Origin of the sequence: Peribacillus sp. FSL E2-0218, assembly GCF_037992945.1 — a bacterium.
Lineage (GTDB): Bacteria > Bacillota > Bacilli > Bacillales > DSM-1321 > Peribacillus > Peribacillus simplex_B.
In genome coordinates this window covers 766,318-782,047 of sequence record NZ_CP150304.1, presented here as the reverse complement: position 1 = coordinate 782,047, position 15,730 = coordinate 766,318, and the positions used below count along the sequence as shown (strand labels likewise).

The 15,730-nt window shown below is 43.0% G+C and carries 19 protein-coding genes and 3 pseudogenes; 10 read left to right on the top strand and 12 right to left on the bottom strand.

Annotation, left to right across the window (positions count from 1 at the left end; translation table 11 throughout):
• Positions 1–20: 20 nt before the first annotated feature.
• From MHI53_RS03765 to MHI53_RS03750, 4 genes are all read left to right on the top strand, one after another.
• Positions 21–1,643, top strand: a complete 1,623-nt coding sequence (locus MHI53_RS03765; RefSeq protein ID WP_061142482.1) for a DHA2 family efflux MFS transporter permease subunit — start codon at positions 21–23, stop codon at positions 1,641–1,643.
• Positions 1,644–1,661: 18 nt separating this feature from the next.
• Complete coding sequence (locus MHI53_RS03760) at positions 1,662–2,192, top strand: NAD(P)H-dependent oxidoreductase (protein WP_340372791.1); 531 nt, start codon at positions 1,662–1,664, stop codon at positions 2,190–2,192.
• A gap of 13 nt (positions 2,193–2,205) precedes the next feature.
• On the top strand, positions 2,206–2,556 hold the full coding sequence (locus MHI53_RS03755) for a hypothetical protein (protein ID WP_340372790.1): 351 nt from the start codon (positions 2,206–2,208) through the stop codon (positions 2,554–2,556).
• A 279-nt stretch (positions 2,557–2,835) separates the two neighbouring features.
• On the top strand, positions 2,836–3,756 hold the full coding sequence (locus MHI53_RS03750) for a DMT family transporter (protein ID WP_340372789.1): 921 nt from the start codon (positions 2,836–2,838) through the stop codon (positions 3,754–3,756).
• Positions 3,757–3,993: 237 nt separating this feature from the next.
• Here MHI53_RS03750 and MHI53_RS03745 read toward each other — a convergent pair whose 3' ends face one another.
• The 5 genes from MHI53_RS03745 to fabL all read right to left on the bottom strand — a co-directional run bounded on the left by MHI53_RS03745 (position 3,994) and on the right by fabL (position 8,218).
• Positions 3,994–5,742, bottom strand: a complete 1,749-nt coding sequence (locus tag MHI53_RS03745) for an ABC transporter ATP-binding protein (protein ID WP_340372788.1) — start codon at positions 5,740–5,742, stop codon at positions 3,994–3,996.
• Between the two features lie 214 nt (positions 5,743–5,956).
• Positions 5,957–6,487 (bottom strand): DUF402 domain-containing protein, encoded by a 531-nt coding sequence (locus MHI53_RS03740; protein ID WP_061142487.1) that lies wholly within the window; start codon positions 6,485–6,487, stop codon positions 5,957–5,959.
• Positions 6,488–6,721: 234 nt separating this feature from the next.
• A complete protein-coding gene (locus MHI53_RS03735) occupies positions 6,722–6,976 on the bottom strand; it encodes a YgaB family protein (protein WP_061142488.1) in 255 nt (84 codons plus the stop codon).
• 169 nt (positions 6,977–7,145) lie between these two features.
• The gene (locus MHI53_RS03730) at positions 7,146–7,397 is read right to left on the bottom strand and encodes a gamma-type small acid-soluble spore protein (RefSeq protein WP_061142489.1); all 252 of its coding nucleotides are present in this window, start codon (positions 7,395–7,397) and stop codon (positions 7,146–7,148) included.
• 71 nt (positions 7,398–7,468) lie between these two features.
• Entirely contained in the window at positions 7,469–8,218 is a 750-nt protein-coding gene (gene fabL, locus MHI53_RS03725; protein WP_061142490.1) for an enoyl-[acyl-carrier-protein] reductase FabL, read from the bottom strand.
• Between the two features lie 66 nt (positions 8,219–8,284).
• Here fabL and MHI53_RS03720 point away from each other — a divergent pair, with 66 nt between their 5' ends.
• The gene (locus tag MHI53_RS03720) at positions 8,285–8,509 is read left to right on the top strand and encodes a hypothetical protein (protein ID WP_061142491.1); all 225 of its coding nucleotides are present in this window, start codon (positions 8,285–8,287) and stop codon (positions 8,507–8,509) included.
• A gap of 147 nt (positions 8,510–8,656) precedes the next feature.
• On the opposite strand, the pseudogene MHI53_RS03715 reads toward MHI53_RS03720, so the two are convergent.
• A pseudogene (locus tag MHI53_RS03715) lies at positions 8,657–9,283 on the bottom strand (transposase); the annotation flags it as partial.
• Here MHI53_RS03715 and MHI53_RS03710 point away from each other — a divergent pair.
• Positions 9,283–9,513: pseudogene (locus MHI53_RS03710) on the top strand (transposase); the annotation flags it as partial. The pseudogenes MHI53_RS03715 and MHI53_RS03710 sit on opposite strands and share 1 nt — an antisense overlap.
• Before the next feature lie 54 nt (positions 9,514–9,567).
• On the opposite strand, the pseudogene MHI53_RS03705 reads toward MHI53_RS03710, so the two are convergent.
• From MHI53_RS03705 to mutY, 3 genes and pseudogenes are all read right to left on the bottom strand, one after another.
• Positions 9,568–9,714, bottom strand: a pseudogene (locus MHI53_RS03705) (IS5/IS1182 family transposase); the annotation flags it as partial.
• Positions 9,715–10,017: 303 nt separating this feature from the next.
• On the bottom strand, positions 10,018–10,272 hold the full coding sequence (locus MHI53_RS03700) for a hypothetical protein (RefSeq protein WP_061142492.1): 255 nt from the start codon (positions 10,270–10,272) through the stop codon (positions 10,018–10,020).
• Positions 10,273–10,342: 70 nt separating this feature from the next.
• Positions 10,343–11,461: an A/G-specific adenine glycosylase gene (gene mutY / locus MHI53_RS03695; protein WP_061142493.1), complete on the bottom strand. Its 1,119-nt coding sequence runs from the start codon at positions 11,459–11,461 to the stop codon at positions 10,343–10,345.
• 206 nt (positions 11,462–11,667) lie between these two features.
• Between mutY and MHI53_RS03690 the strand changes: the two genes are divergently transcribed.
• On the top strand, positions 11,668–12,645 hold the full coding sequence (locus MHI53_RS03690) for a metal-dependent hydrolase (protein WP_061142494.1): 978 nt from the start codon (positions 11,668–11,670) through the stop codon (positions 12,643–12,645).
• Positions 12,646–12,708: 63 nt separating this feature from the next.
• On the opposite strand, the gene MHI53_RS03685 is transcribed toward MHI53_RS03690, so the two are convergent.
• A complete protein-coding gene (locus MHI53_RS03685) occupies positions 12,709–12,975 on the bottom strand; it encodes a YfhJ family protein (protein ID WP_061142495.1) in 267 nt (88 codons plus the stop codon).
• Between the two features lie 113 nt (positions 12,976–13,088).
• On the opposite strand from MHI53_RS03685, the gene MHI53_RS03680 reads away from it, so the two are divergent.
• Positions 13,089–13,244, top strand: coding sequence for a small, acid-soluble spore protein K (locus MHI53_RS03680; protein WP_061142496.1), 156 nt, complete (start codon positions 13,089–13,091; stop codon positions 13,242–13,244).
• Positions 13,245–13,282: 38 nt separating this feature from the next.
• Here MHI53_RS03680 and MHI53_RS03675 read toward each other — a convergent pair whose 3' ends face one another.
• Together MHI53_RS03675 and recX are read right to left on the bottom strand one after the other, a co-directional pair.
• The gene (locus MHI53_RS03675; RefSeq protein WP_034305394.1) at positions 13,283–13,594 is read right to left on the bottom strand and encodes a YfhH family protein; all 312 of its coding nucleotides are present in this window, start codon (positions 13,592–13,594) and stop codon (positions 13,283–13,285) included.
• A gap of 74 nt (positions 13,595–13,668) precedes the next feature.
• Positions 13,669–14,466, bottom strand: a complete 798-nt coding sequence (gene recX, locus MHI53_RS03670) for a recombination regulator RecX (RefSeq protein ID WP_340372787.1) — start codon at positions 14,464–14,466, stop codon at positions 13,669–13,671.
• A gap of 125 nt (positions 14,467–14,591) precedes the next feature.
• On the opposite strand from recX, the gene MHI53_RS03665 reads away from it, so the two are divergent.
• On the top strand, positions 14,592–15,512 hold the full coding sequence (locus MHI53_RS03665) for a TIGR01777 family oxidoreductase (protein ID WP_061142498.1): 921 nt from the start codon (positions 14,592–14,594) through the stop codon (positions 15,510–15,512).
• A gap of 54 nt (positions 15,513–15,566) precedes the next feature.
• On the top strand, positions 15,567–15,689 hold the full coding sequence (locus MHI53_RS03660; RefSeq protein ID WP_100533519.1) for a YfhE family protein: 123 nt from the start codon (positions 15,567–15,569) through the stop codon (positions 15,687–15,689).
• Positions 15,690–15,730: the final 41 nt, after the last annotated feature.

Sequence of the window (15,730 nt, the reverse complement as noted above, 5' to 3'; positions counted from 1 at the left end):
AGAAAGGAGGCTTCCCTTAAATGGCTTCTCAAACAATCTCAATAAACGAAAACAAGGGCATGAAGCAGTTCGCCCCGATGTTAATTATCTTAATGCTGGGTTTGTTCATGGTCATTTTGAACCAAACCCTGCTTAGTGTCGCCATGCCGAGGATGATGGCCGAATTTAATGTAGCTGCGACTACGATACAATGGTTATCAACTGGTTTCATGCTGGTAAATGGGGCCTTGATTCCACTGTCCGCTTTCCTGATAGAACGATTTGGCACGAGGATCCTGTTCTTGGCCGCGATGTTTCTATTCACGATCGGAACACTCATTTGCGGTATAGCACCCAATTTCCCAATCATCCTCACAGGCAGGCTGATTCAGGCTGCTGGCGGAGGAATCCTGCAGCCATTGGTCATGACGATCATTCTTTTTATCTTCCCTCCAGAAATGCGCGGAAAAGGTATGGGAATCTTCGGCTTGGCTATCATGTTCGCTCCTGCCATCGGACCGACTTTATCCGGTTGGGTCATTCAGGAATATAGCTGGCGGGTCATGTTCTACGCAATGGTTCCATTAGGCATAATCATCATCATACTTGCCTTATTAAGTATGCGGAATGTAGCGGAGCCCAAAAAGATCAAATTGGACCTATTGGGAGCCTCGCTATCCTTGATAGGTGTCGCCTCCCTCTTATACGGTGTCAGTGAAGCAGGTTCCAAAGGCTGGACGGATTCGATCGTTCTCGGAACGATCATCATCGGGATCATCCTGCTGACCCTATTTGTGGTGCAACAGCTAAAATCGGATACACCAATGCTCGACTTCCGTGTATTTAAATATGACATGTTCGTATTATCGAATATCATTTCGGCCATCGTTACAGTTGCCATGTTTACAGGCATTTTCTTATTGCCGATTTATTTACAGACGCTTAGAGGATTCACACCTGTTCAATCCGGACTGTTGATGTTGCCTGGTGCCCTTGTCATGATGGTGATGTCACCCATTTCAGGAGCGCTATTCGACAAAGTCGGTCCACGTCCATTAGCATTGATCGGGTTAGGAATTACTGCTGTCACGACCTTCGAATTCGCTAATTTGACTACAGATACGACGTATTCGACTTTGGTCATCATCTATGCCATCCGTGCCCTTGGAATGTCCATGCTGATGATGCCGATCATGACAGCAGGGATGAACCAGCTGCCGAAGTACTTGAATACTCATGGAACGGCGATGAGCAATACGCTGAAACAAGTGACCGGAGCAATCGGTACCAGCTTCGTCACAACCATCTATACAAATCGCGCTACTTTCCATGGAACTTCCTTGGGAATGGATATGAGTACGAGTGATCCCGGATTTGTCCAGAATTTCCAGGCTATTGTCCAATCCATCATGAGCACGATGAATCAAACGAGTGAGCAGGCACGGGAAACAGCAATGTCATTGATTTCCGCCCAAATTCAAGGAAAAGCAAATGTAATGGGTATCAATGATGCATTCTTTTGGGCAACGGGCTTCGCAGTTGTCGGAATCGTACTCTCACTGTTTTTACGTGACGTCCGTAAGGATAAAGTAGTAATCCAACAAGCTCAAGAAGAAAAATTGGATGTACCTTTACTGCCTTCACCAGTGAAAAAATCGGTTTAATCATACGGGGGGATAAGAATGAAAATCTATGTTGTATACGACAGTGAAGGCAACCATACAAAAGCGCTTGCCGAATCAATAGCCCAGGGAGCCGCTGCGGTTCCTGGTGCCGAGGTTCTCATTGACCATGTAAACGAGGCGGATGTTTATAAGCTCCAGGAAATGGATGCCATCATTTGGGGCTGCCCGGGCCATTTCGGAACAATCAGTTCGAGTTTGAAGGCATGGATTGATAAACTTGGATATTTATGGGCAGAAGGGGCGCTCATCAATAAAGTCGGTGCTGTATTCTGTACGACAGCCACCGTACACGGAGGGCTAGAGGCAACCATGCTCAATCTGATCACCCCAATGCTTCACCAAGGAATGATCATCGTCGGCTTGCCCGGCACCGTTCCTGAAAACGCCTTGTATGGATCCTACTATGGTGTCGGGATAAGCTGCCCGCCCGGTGTGGACGATAACATCTCCAAAAACGACTTGCAGCTTGGGGAAGCATTGGGAAAACGGGTAGCCCAAGTCACCCGTTCATTCACAAACGAGCTCTAGGAGGCTTGATTCAATGGGCTTAATTCTAATTATCATCATCGTTGCGATTTTAGCGATCACGGGCTTGATCACCTTCAATATCAAAGCTTTATCACCTGAAGAGAAACCGGTTATCAAGGATGATGCTCCATTATCCAAATCGGATTTATCTTCGGATGATGAGCTTGATACCGAAATCATCTTCCCTACTGACAACGATGAATTAAAAATGAAAGACCAGGATTATCGTTTGGCGCTTTCCAAGCTACAGAAGCAAACCCCAAACGATGAACCATCAGAAGAAGAAAAGAAACCGAACCTTGGCAAGATGAAGGACTCGGAATACCGCGGTAAGTTGAAGAATTTCCAGCAGAAGGACGACTGAAACCCGCAAACCCCTCAGGCATATTTGCCTAAGGGGTTTTTTTCAATGGTGATGATATATCGATTGCGATCCCCTTTTACCTCATGAACGGGAGAAGCTTTTACTTATTTTTCTGGTTGACAATTATTCACAAAGACCTTAAGCTTAGTTCATGCAACACAAACATTTCTTTAAACTCAGCTTTTGTTGAGAGACGGAATTTTAAAAGGATTTCCTTTTTTCGTTCGTCACTTGCCTTTTTGGCAGGTGGCGATTTTTATTTTTATAGGGGTGAAAAACATGCAACTTTTGAAGTATTCCATAATGGTGTTAATCGGTTCGATTTCATATGGTACACTATCGACCATGATGAAATTTGGTTTCATGGATGGCCATTCTTCCGGTGAACTGGTCGGCAGTCAATATCTCATAGGCTGGCTCATCATTTCCGTTTTATTCCTTTTCTCATTCAAATATAAAGTACCTTGGAAAAGTATCGGATTGCTGATGATTACTGGCATGATGTCCACTTTCGTCGGAAAGGCATACGCCGTTTCCGTATCAGAGCTTCCCGCTTCGATTGCCGTTGTCTTTCTCTTTCAATTCACTTGGATAGGTGTCCTCATTGAAAGCTTACTAAATAAAAGACGTCCGGATAAAAATAAACTCATTGCCATTTTCGTTCTGTTCATCGGCACCTTATTTGCAGGAGCTATATTCGGACAGCCGCTCTCAGCACTGAGCTTGAAAGGTGTATTATTCGGCCTGCTATCCGCATTGCTTTTTGCGCTTTATATGTTTTGCAACTCCAAATTCGCAGTTGGGGAATCCTCGATGAAACGGTTGTTTTTCATTGCAACGGGAGCGATGCTGACTGCTGTAATCACCACCAATCCTGTAACACTCGTTACGAACCTTGTCCAAACGAATCTATGGTACTATGGTCTATTGCTCGGCATATTAGGTGTGCTTGTTCCGTTCTTCTTCTTCGCTGTAAGTTTGCCGAAGGTGGGGGTCGGACTTGGAACGATTCTTTGTGCTGCGGAATTGCCATCGGCGATGGTCGTTTCCGTCATCTTCTTGAATGAGCATGTTACGTCACTGCAATGGTTCGGGATGTGCCTGATCATTTTCGGCATCGCCCTCCCTGAAGGAATGAAGCATCTTCCACAATTCCTTCCCGGCAGGAAAAAGGCGCTGCATGAAAATAGAATTCCTTGACCGGAATTGGATAAGCTTTTTACAACATAAGAAAGACCATTCCTAATCTGGTATGATCTCATACTGAAGGCAAGCTCGATATCGATTGAGCTTGCCTTCGGTTTTTTAGGTTATTACTAATAATGGACCGAAAAGCCCGAATTTTTGAACACACTGAAGCAAAATAAAAAGGTTTCGGAATGCGGTTCCGAAACCTTTTTGTTTACAGGCTGTGTCCCATTTAATCCTAATCCCCTTTTAGGAACCCAGTTGTTGCACTTGAAATAGGCTGAAATAATGTCCCTGCTTTTTCATGAGTTCTTCATGTGTGCCCATTTCGGTAATTTCCCCATTTTCGATATGAACGATTCGATCGGCATGGGTGATGGTTGATAAGCGGTGAGCCACGATGATGGTTGTCCGGTTATTAGCGAGGATGTCCAGCGCTTCCTGGATATAATGTTCACTTTCCAAGTCCAAGGCTGATGTTGCTTCGTCCAATACTAGGATAGGCGGGTTTTTCAAAAAGACTCTCGCGATGGCAACCCGCTGCTTTTGCCCTCCGGATAATTTCACGCCACGCTCGCCTACTTTCGTTTCGTATCCCTCTTTCAGGCCGATGATAAAGTCGTGGGCATTGGCCGCTTTAGCCGCTTCAATGACTTCCTCATCACTTGCATCGGGCCGGCCCATCAGAATATTGGCCTTAACCGATTCACTAAATAAGATATTATCCTGCAGCACCATGCCGATTTTATCTCTTAAGCTCCGCACTTGAAAGTTCCGGATATCGGTTCCATCCAATAACACCCTTCCCTCCGTCACGTCATAGAAGCGGGAAATCAAGCTGACGATCGATGATTTCCCTCCGCCGCTCATGCCGACCAGTGCAATGGTTTCTCCAGGCAAAACATCCAAATTAATATGTTTTAACACAGGTGCCTCCCTCTCATCATACGCAAACGATACATCATCGAATGTAATATGGCCATCTACATGCTTCAGCTCTTGCGCATCTGGCTCATCATCGATATCATACTTCTCATCGACGAACTCAAACACCCTGTCCATGGAAGCCAATGTCTGGGTCATGGTCGTCGAAGAATTGACTAATCGTCTGAGCGGATTGTAGAGCCGGTCTATGAAGCCGACGAACGCAACCATCGTCCCCAATGATAATTGATCTTGAATGACCTGGTATCCGGCAAATCCTATCACGAGCAACGGCGCAATATCCGTAATCGTATTGACGACAGCGAAGGATTTGGCATTCCAGCTCGTATGCTTCAAGGCCTTATCCAGGAAATTCTTATTCTGCTGAGCAAATAATTCCTGTTCGCGATCTTCAATCGCAAAGCTTTTGATGACAGACATCCCAGAAACACGTTCATGAAGGTGACTCTGTACATCGGCTAATGCCTGGGAACGGACCCTTGTATAGGTTCTGAGCTTGCCAAAGAAATGCTTGATCGAGAAGGCATAGAAAGGAAGCATGATGATCGATACAATCGTTAACTTCACGTCCATCTTGAACATGATGGCTATCACGATGACGATCGTGGCAATATCAAGCCAAAGGTTCATCAAGCCCGTGATGACAAAGTTCTTCGTTTGTTCCACATCCGTGATCATCCTCGAGATGACCTCTCCCACTCTTGTGTTCGAATAATATTTAAAGCTTAGTTTCTGTATATGTGTAAATAAATCATTTCGGATATCATATAGTATTTTCGTTCCTGTCCATTGGGCGAAATACTGCCGATAATACTCGATTGGCGGTCTTATCGCAACGAAAATGAACAACATGATGCCCATGGCCCATAAAAGCCGTTCTGATTTCATGGCCTTCGACAGGTCACTATTTCCGATGATGTCATCCACGATATACTTACTGAGCAGTGGCAGCAGCAGCGGGATCGCGAATTTTAACAGACCGATTAAAACCGTCCCGATTATCTCCCATTTATATGGCTTGACAAAATGCAAATATCTCTTGATGCTCTCCACGGAATCCCTCCATTTCTTACGGTCGATTTGCCAAGGGCTCACTCGTGCTAAAAAAGACCAGTCATGTTCTGTTATATTTTCCTTTTCGAAGCTGAACTATCAAACCGATTTCATTCAAAGTCTTCCAAATGGATGAAAATGAAAGATAGCCTTGCAGCGAAGCGGACCCTACACACCAGAAAAAGCCTGCTCAATAAGCAGCAGGCCTTTACTATCATCGATAGGTCAAGAAGCGTTCATACCAACTATCAATGAACTCTGCGGAGAATGGTCCTTTTCGCTGGCGTATCATATAAATTAAATAGTCTACGTTCTGTTTCAATATTGAATCGATGGCATCCGGGTAATTCATTTCTTTCCGATGCCTTTCATATTCATCCTCATCCAGCAAATTAAACGTCATATCTGGGAATACTTTAATGTCCAGGTCATAGTCAATGTATTTCAATGCTCCCGAATCGTATGTGAACGGCGAACTGATGTTGCAATAATAATAAACCCCGTCCTCCCTCAACATACCGATAACATTAAACCAATACTTTGAATGAAAATAGCAAATCGCCGGCTCACGTGTAATCCAGGTCCTACCATCTGATTCCGTCACCATAGTACGGTCATTCGCCGCTATCATCAGATTTTGGGTCCCTTTTAAAACGGTTGTTTCTTCCCAGATACGATGGATATGTCCATTATGTTTATAGCTATGGATTTGGATTTTTCCTCCTTCGGCAGGAACAATCCCCATTTATCTCTCCCTACTTTCTATAGACACCCATTCATCGTACTGTGCCCTATTCCGTTTGAAGTTGTTGTGTGTATTTAAAAATATATACTTTTTTCCATTTACCCTATATTCCTTTATTATAGCGATTTATTCGTAAATTTAAAACAAAAGTGGCTAATCTCTCCGTGGAAATGTGTAAAAAAGTCAAAAAAATCTGACCATCCACCCATTAACACTTAGAAATTAGCCTCTGATTTATCGTATAGCTGCCTGTTGCTGCTGAAAATAACGAATGACTTCTTCCGTTTGGCTCTCGAATCGATCATGAATACTTTTCAACTCCTGCTTCTTGAGTTGAATCTCTTCCTGGATGGTAATGGCTTCACTTTCTTCTTGCAAGGCCAGGAGCTGCTTCTCTATATCTTGGCATGTCTCGATTTCCGATTGTAAAAGTAAAAGCTTATCCATCGTCTTCAACTGGTCATTTATAAGCCGGTTAAATTCCTCCATGAATGCACCTTCCTCATCTGTTTTTTTCCATAGTATGTATATTCGATTTTAAACCGGACATCTCCTTTGACATAAAATGTAAACACAAAGAAACATTTGTCGAATCAAATGGAGCAAAAAAGAAAAGCACCCTTCAAAAGAAGGATGCCTTTCATTGTTGTAACAGCAATTAGCCTTGGCTTTTATTGCTTTGAGATTTTGCGTTTTGTTTTTTCACTTCTTGAACGTTAGTTTCAGAAGCAAACTCAGTGCCGTATTGGCCTTGGCCTTGTTGAGAAGCTTGGTTTTGTTTTTTCACTTCTTGAACGTTTGTTTCAGAAGCGAATTCAGTACCGTATTGACCTTGACCTTGTTGAGCTTGCCCGTTTTTGTTCTTTACATGTTGGATGTCAGTACCTGATTGCGTTTTGTTTTTAGCCATTGATATCACCTCCACGATAATAAGATAACCATCATGACCGTGTGTTATCCGGCTAAATTTTTCCAGTTTTCTTACACGAGCAAAGAAATGCCTCCATCAACGATGACGGTTTGTCCACGGATCATGCTCGCTCCATCGGAAATTAAAAACAGGATCGTGCTCACCATATCCTCCACCTCTACCATCCTTCCTGCAGGGGTCTGTTCTGCAGCCTCGGCCAGCATTTCATCCCGGTTCGGGAAGGACTTCAGGGCATCCGTATCAATTACACCGCCTGAAACGGCATTGACGCAAATGTTCTTCGCCGCAAGTTCGACCGCTAAATATCTTGTCAATGCTTCAAGCGCCGCTTTGGAAACACCCACAGCCGTATAATTTTTTAGGTAGCGAATCGAGCCAAGTGAACTGATGCTGACGATTTTCCCGCCTCCGTTCCTTTCCATCAATTTCGCCGCTTCCTGGGCACAGAAAAGGAGTGCCTTCGTGTTGATATCCATCGTCCAATTCCAATGTGATTCTTCAAGCTCCATCAAGGGACGCTGCACTCCGGATGCCGCATTATTGATGAAGATATCCAAGCGTCCATAATACGCTTCGATTTCCTCGAACATGCTTTTCACCTTTGCGACGTCGCCTACATTCGCCTTCACGACAAGAGCTTTCCGCCCCAACGCTTCAATTTCAGCGGCCACTTCTAATGCTTTCGACTTGCTTCGGGCATAATTAATAACGAGGTCGTAACCTTCCTCTGCAAGTTTTATTGCCGTGCTTCTACCTAAGCCTTTACTGCTGCCCGTAACGAGCGCTACTTTTTGTTCCATTTTTTATTCTTCCCTTCTGAGTAAACACCGAGTTATAAAATCTTTTTTAATAGGAGTGTGACTGTTATGTATGTTGGACGTGATATGACAGAGTTGTCGATGATGAAAAAATCGGATTGGGAAAATAGCGAGCTTGCCTATTTTCATCACTCCCTACAACAAATGGTACCTTATTTAAACCAAGAAGGACAGAGCATCCATGGCGAAATCGTCAAAGAAATTGAAAATAGGGGCGGCCTTACCAGGCAGGAAGCCGATTATACACATGGAACGAAACCGGTTTACGATTGATTTAAAGAAAAAAGAGGATATCTTTGCCGATATCCTCTCAGTTTGTAGACAAAAGGGGTTCGGAATTAAAAGATTCCGATCCCCTTTTGAAATTCCTTTGAAATTTTGACCAAAGGTTACGAGATTTGGGCTCTTCGAGCCGCTATGTTAAGCCGTTTTAGGACCTTGCCATGTCCAAGTGGCCATCTTCTTTAAATTCATGGCAGCGAAAGTAAGCATCGCCTGCATCGACAATTTTTTAAGTCCCCTTAAAGTAGTCCAACGCATACCATGCTTTTCTTTTGCATCTGCGAATACACGCTCAATCGTTTCTTTGCGTTTCGCATATATAGGTTTTACCTCTTGATGATGACGCAGATGATCTGCTTCTTCCACATATGCTTGCCAGATATGCCGTGTCACTACTTTTTGATGGTCTTTGCTTTCCGTACACCGTGATAAAAATGAGCATGTTGCACAAATTTGTTTGGGCGATTTGTACTCGCGATAGCCCTCTTTATTTGTTGTTGAGTACTTTAAAGTTTCTCCCGAAGGGCAAAGGTAACAATCAAAGTGTTCATCGTAAACATAGTCATGTTTGCGAAAGAATCCTTCTTTTGTACGAGGACGTGTATAGGGTAAAGCAGGTGTGATTTCTTTGTTAAATAGGTAGCTTGTAATCGCTGGTGTTTTATAAGCGGCATCTGCGGCAGCATGGAATGAATAGGCAAACTGTTTTGTTCGTTCATCTTTCACATAGTAGCCACTCTCAGGATCCGTAGTACTTTCTTTAACGCCCAAGTATTGATCCAGTTATTTTAGTTAAACTGACTTTCATTCAATATACCTTCGGTATTCGTTCCATGCGTAAAACGATTGAAGAAGTTGAAACCAATATGGCTTATCGTTGGTTCTTAGGCTATGGTTTCCATGATAAAGTGCCTCATTTCTCTACGTTCGGAAAAAATTATGAGCGACGCTTTAAAGATACAGACCTGTTTGAACAGATTTTCTGTCGCATTTTAATGACAGCTGCTAATAAAAAGGTAATAAGTGTAGAACACGTTTTCCCCTACCTCTGAGTACATATCTTTCACCAAGTCATAAATGAAAGTGAAGTCAATGGCAGCCTCCATTTTACGAACCAAATGGTTCGGTGGCACCAGTTGATCTAAAGTAATCATTTCAAGTTGATCTCGCTGAATAGAATCATGTTTAGAAAGCATCCTCATCACCTCAAGTTTTAATCCTTCAATTTTAAAACAAAAATGACTCCAGTCAAAAGTGTTCTATCTAAATGGTAAGACAAAGTTGATTGGAACGGAAGGTACGAGACTCCTGCGGGAAAAGCGCGTCTAGGGGAGACCCCGCAGGCAAAGCCGAGGAGGCTCCCCGACCGCCCGCGGAAAGCGAGTGCCTGGAGTGGAAATCAACGTCTAAATTGTACAGGCCATAAAAATAGACAAACTCGATTTTCATCGAGTTTGTCTACAGTCTGAGAGGATATCTTTGCCGATATCCTCTTTTTTTTACACAGGCTTTTTATAGAACATAATCACGATTGCACAAATCAAACCAGTACCTAAAAATGTTAACGCATAAACGGATGGTGACACGACCGTACCGAATGATACTTCATTTTGCAGCGCTCCATCATGATTCCAAGCATTAACGAGGTCTGGTTTATATTGGCTTGTTTTTAAGAATCCAATCAGCATCACACTGCAAATATATAAAGCATGAATGAAGAATGATGCGACGAATGCTTTAATAACAATCTTCATGATTCCACCTCCCTAACACCCTAATATTACCATACAGTAAAGAATGTTTGGTAGGATGGGAAAAACACCTTTATCCAATATGTTCTCTTTCTTTATAAGCCTTCATCATCTTTTGATGGGAGACTGGAAATGCCAACTCAGCCATCTCGGCTTCACTAACCCACTTGAGCTGGTTTTTCCGTAAGGTTCCTTCATCTATCATTTCCTTTACCTCTCCGATATACGTATCCACTTTCCAAACGAGATGTGAAAAAACATGTTCGATCCGTACAAGTGATTCCGTAATTTCCGGTTTGACTCCATACATTTCTTGAAAGCGATCCTCGTAAAACTCCCGCTTGGGCTGAAGGGGGGCATGGTTTTCGAAATTGGGATACTCCCATAGATTGGCAAGCAGACCAGAAGGTTCTCGCTTGTGTATGAGGAATTGACCTTTTTCATTTGTTAAAACAGCGGCCACAATGGGAACATCCCGCGTTTTTTTCTTTTGGATTTTCACCGGCAGTTCGGACTGGACACCGGCTTCGAATGCGAGACAATGACTTTGAACTGGACAGAGCAGACATGCCGGTTTCCCAGGCGTGCAGATTAATGCCCCTAGTTCCATCAAGGCTTGATTGAAGGCAGAAGTATGGTCATGATCGATCAGCTTTCTTACGGCCGCTTCAAATGTTTTTCTCGTCTTCGGCTTTGCAATGTCTTCATAGATCATTAATATACGGGATAATACGCGCATGACGTTCCCGTCGACTGCCGGTTCCGGTTTGCCATAGGCAATGCTCAGGATTGCACCAGCCGTATACGGGCCCACGCCCTTCAGTTTGGAGATCTCCCCTGGTTCATCCGGAACGATTCCGTTATAGGAAGCCCGTACTTCCCGAACGGCACTTTGCAGATTCCTTACACGCGAATAATATCCAAGCCCTTCCCACGCCTTCAAGATTTTCTCTTCATCGGCATCGGCAAAATCCTCAAGTGTGGGGAACCATTCCATGAATCGGTTGAAATAAGGAATGACCGTATCCACCCTCGTTTGCTGAAGCATGATTTCGGACACCCAAACACGGTATGGATCCTTATTTTTTCTCCATGGCAATTCCCGCTGTTCCTGCTGGAACCAGGAAACTAAATCTTGTTGAAAACCTTCTATATTTATTTTTTCTATTGTCGGGATCATTATTTCTTTCACATCAGTTCCTCCAAAAATGTTACACTCTAATCAAAATTGGGAATACCTATAGTAGGCATTCTTTTTTTACTATCATGTTCATATCCATTTAATTGTAAAGGCTCATAAAAATAAGTCAAAATTATATTCATTTGATGGTTATTATATAAATACGGTATGATGAAAGAAGACCATTTTTTTCAAATTGTGGCAGGGAGGTAGAATTTTTGGATACAGGTACTCACTTTGTCATGGGAATTGCTCTTGGAGGTCTTGCCACATTAGATCCTGTCATTGCGCAGGACCCAGTCACTGCAAGTGCAGTCATAGCTGGTACGATATTGGGCTCGCAGGCTCCGGATATCGACACCGTTTTAAAATTAAGGAATAACGCCGTATATATACGTAATCACCGTGGAATCACGCATTCCATTCCCGCTGTTTTACTTTGGCCTTTGATCATCAGCGGTGCGCTTTTCGCCATCATACCTGAAGCAAATTACCTTCATCTTTGGCTTTGGACCTTTTTAGCCGTATTTCTTCATGTATTCGTGGATATATTCAATGCATATGGGACACAGGCTCTAAGGCCGATTTCGTCAAAATGGGTAGCTTTAGGGGTCATCAATACATTTGATCCATTCATTTTTGGCATCCATGTTGCAGGACTGATATTGTGGGGCTTCGGATTTCCCCCGGGCTATTTATTCCTCGTGATCTACGGGATACTCGTCATTTATTATATCTCTCGATTCAGGGAACAGGCTTTTATTAAAAGGGCCGTTAAGCAGCAGATCCCTGGAGCGAGAAAAATCCTGTTATCACCGACGATGCGTTTTCACCGCTGGAAAATTGCCGTGATCACCGAAAAGAATTATTATGTGGCACGGGCAGATAATGGGTATGTGACCATCCTGGATACGTTCGATCGGGTGCCATTGCCTGAAAGTGAAATTCTTGAGGCCGCCAAAAAGGACATCAACCTTGCAGCCTTTCTGTCCTTTTCTCCAGTTTACCGTTTTGAAATCGAACAGATAAAAGAATATTATGAAGTTCGTTTCATTGACTTAAGGTACCGAAGCAATGGATATTATCCGTTTGTGGCAGTCGTCCATCTAGACAGCGATTTGAATATCTTGAATTCGTATACCGGCTGGATCTTTAGTGAAGCGAAGCTGCAGAAGAAATTGAATATCATTTTATAGCTGCGTACCATGCACAGTGAAAAAAGGCTGATCCCAGGAGTCGAACCCCTGGAATCAGCTTTTTTAATGCAGCCGATTCTGCTGATTTAATAAATGTTGATATTTAGGATTTTTTGCAATGAATTCGTGGAATTGCTCACCGTAATTATCAATCCAGGTTCTTACGACGCGTGACGTCATTTCTTCACCGGCGTATTCATGTCCAGCTTTTGCATAGGTCGCTTCGAAATCCTCCCATAATAATTCCACCCAAGTCAAAGCTTGTTCATACGTGATGTGGTCATTTTTCTCAAGCAGTATCTTGGTTAATCTTTCATGGTAATCATTCATTAGAAACACCTCATTGCCAATATTTTTACAGAATCAACTATATGGTCCATTACCCATACTAGTGATAAGCGGAAACGCTTCTTTCTTTAAACTGATGCTTGGAGGAGAACAACTTGCGAAATAAACAAAAAGGATTCCCCAACCAAAACAATAATAAATTTCAAGGCGAGCCTCGTGCACAAGCAAGATATGCTTCAAAACGTGCAGATGGAAGCATCAATACACACCCTCAGGAACGAATGAAAGCTTCCAACCAGCGATCGAATTGACAGTGTTTCAAAAGGAATCGGGATCATTCCCGGTTCCTTTATTTCAGCATCGAAATCGGCAGCGCCTCTTCCTTCCCACTGCCGCCCAGGCGGTAACCCCAGGCGAACACCCCATTCATATAGTCAATTTTGAAATAGACACCTGGATCGCCATCAATCTGATATATTTCACCTTTTTTAAAATCATCGGGATTCAGCAAATAGGCCTTCGCCATCGTCACTTTACGTTCCAATACAGAATACTCATTCACCATTCCCAATTGCTCAGCCTTTCTTGCTTTTTCAGTCAATGCTGCAATTTCCTGCTGCAGCTCATAGGCCGACAACTTGCTGTATCTTACGTCACTCATATATAGTGCTCCTTAATGAAATATTAATTTACCTCTATATTAAACAAAATTTCTTGTTTTGGCTAATGCTGTACTTAATCCAGGTCAGGACCGGAAAGGTATCGTTCAATCAATTCTATCGGAAAACCTTTTCGGTATAATGCCTGCTTCATTTTCTGATTATGTTCGAAGCTTTCAAGGTTTTTATAACGACGCTCCAATTTTTGCGCATGATGGCATAAGGAATCCCATTGTTCATCTTCATCCTTTTCCACTGTCACATCTTCAAGCGCTTCAAGGATGACTTCCCTCGGAAAACCTTTTCTTAATAAGGTTTGTTCAACCTTTTGCCTTAATGCCCGTTCCGAAATGTTTTTTTCCTTTTTAATTGATTTTCCGGCAAGTTTTCTTGCATGCTCTATTTGAAGATCAAAGGGGTATTCCTTCATGGCCTCGAGAACCAATTTTTCTGTTATTCCTTTTTCCTTTAGCTCAAGCTTTAAGGTAGTCGGGCCTTTATTGCCGCCATTCACATGTGTCCGTACATAAGCCTTTGCAAATTCAAGGTCATCCAAATAGTTAAAGCTATACAGCTTATAAATCGCTTCTTTGATAATCGGTTCTTCCGTATCCTTCTTTTTCAGATAAAGGCGAATTTCCGATTCCGATCTCATCCGGTATGATAAATAATGCAGGGCATCTGTAAATGCTTTTTGGATATCATCATGGAATTGTATTTCAGCCAGCAATAGGTCATCCAGTTCCGTACCCTTTTTCAATTGATATTTAAGTAAAACTTCTTCGTCCACGCTGAAGGCATATTTTTCATCAACGAATATGTTATATCGGTCTTTACGTTTTTTTTGGGTTGTTATTTTTGTTATATTCGGCATAAATTTCACCCCCACACCTACTTTACCCCTTTATTTGCCCCATTTCTATAAAAGCATGTCCAAAAATGAAAAAAGTACATCGGCATGGTAAAGTGAAGGAAAGACAGGGAAAGGAAGTGGTTTTCATGAAAATAGCCATTGCTGGTGGAAGCGGTTTTGTCGGCACAGCCCTTATTGACGAATTACTTAAAGAAAATCATGATTTATATATATTGACCCGTCATCCGGAAAAATACAAAAAACAGCCCAGGCTTCAATATATAGGCTGGCTGACCGAGAACGCAAAGCCCGAGGAACAGTTGGCGGGCCTTGATGGATTCATAAACCTAGCAGGTGAATCTTTAAATGACGGGCGTTGGACTCCTGAACGGAAAAGGAGAATTGTCGAAAGCAGGATTGATGCCTGCAAGGAGATGAACAGGATTCTTTCCACTCTGCCCAATAAGGTGTCTGTCATCATCAACGCCAGTGCAATAGGATATTATGGGATTTCAGACAAGGATGCCTTTATCGAATCATCTGAATCGATCGGTGATGATTTCTTGGCAAGGACTGTAAAGCTATGGGAAAAGGAAGCCGCTAAATCCCGGGCATACAGCAACAGGCTCGTCCTTACCAGATTTGGTGTGATTCTGGGCGAAAACGGAGGGGCATTGCCCATGATGGTCCTGCCTTATAAGCTTTTCGGCGGAGGAAGGCTTGGCAAGGGGAATCAGTGGCTTTCCTGGATTCATATTCAAGACGTGGTGCGGGCAATCTCCTTTTGCATCAGTGATCAGGGAACAGAGGGGCCAGTTAATTTCACGGCACCTACTCCCGTCCAAATGGATGCATTCGGTAAAACGATAGGTACAGTCATGCACCGGCCCCATTGGTTCCCTGTCCCCCCATTCATCCTGAAAACCGCACTGGGCGAAATGAGCATGATGGTGCTTGAAGGACAAAAAGTCCTTCCCGCAAAACTTAAAGAAGAAGGATTCACTTTTACCTTTCCATCCCTTAAAGAGGCTTTACAAGCTATCTTAAAAAAAGATTCTCACGTATGAAAGCTGCTTTTTAGGAAAAAATAGGGATATTAAGGTGAAATGGAGCTGATCTACATGTCCAAAAAACACGAAAAAGAAAAAAGTAACTTAACGAGCACCCAAGCCATTCTATATGCACGGGAATTTAAAAATGCAGATCGTGCCGGCGGCTTTAATGAGAAAAGATCACGCCGATAAGCTTGGTGCATTTTCCCGTACATTTTGATCGATTGTTCAAC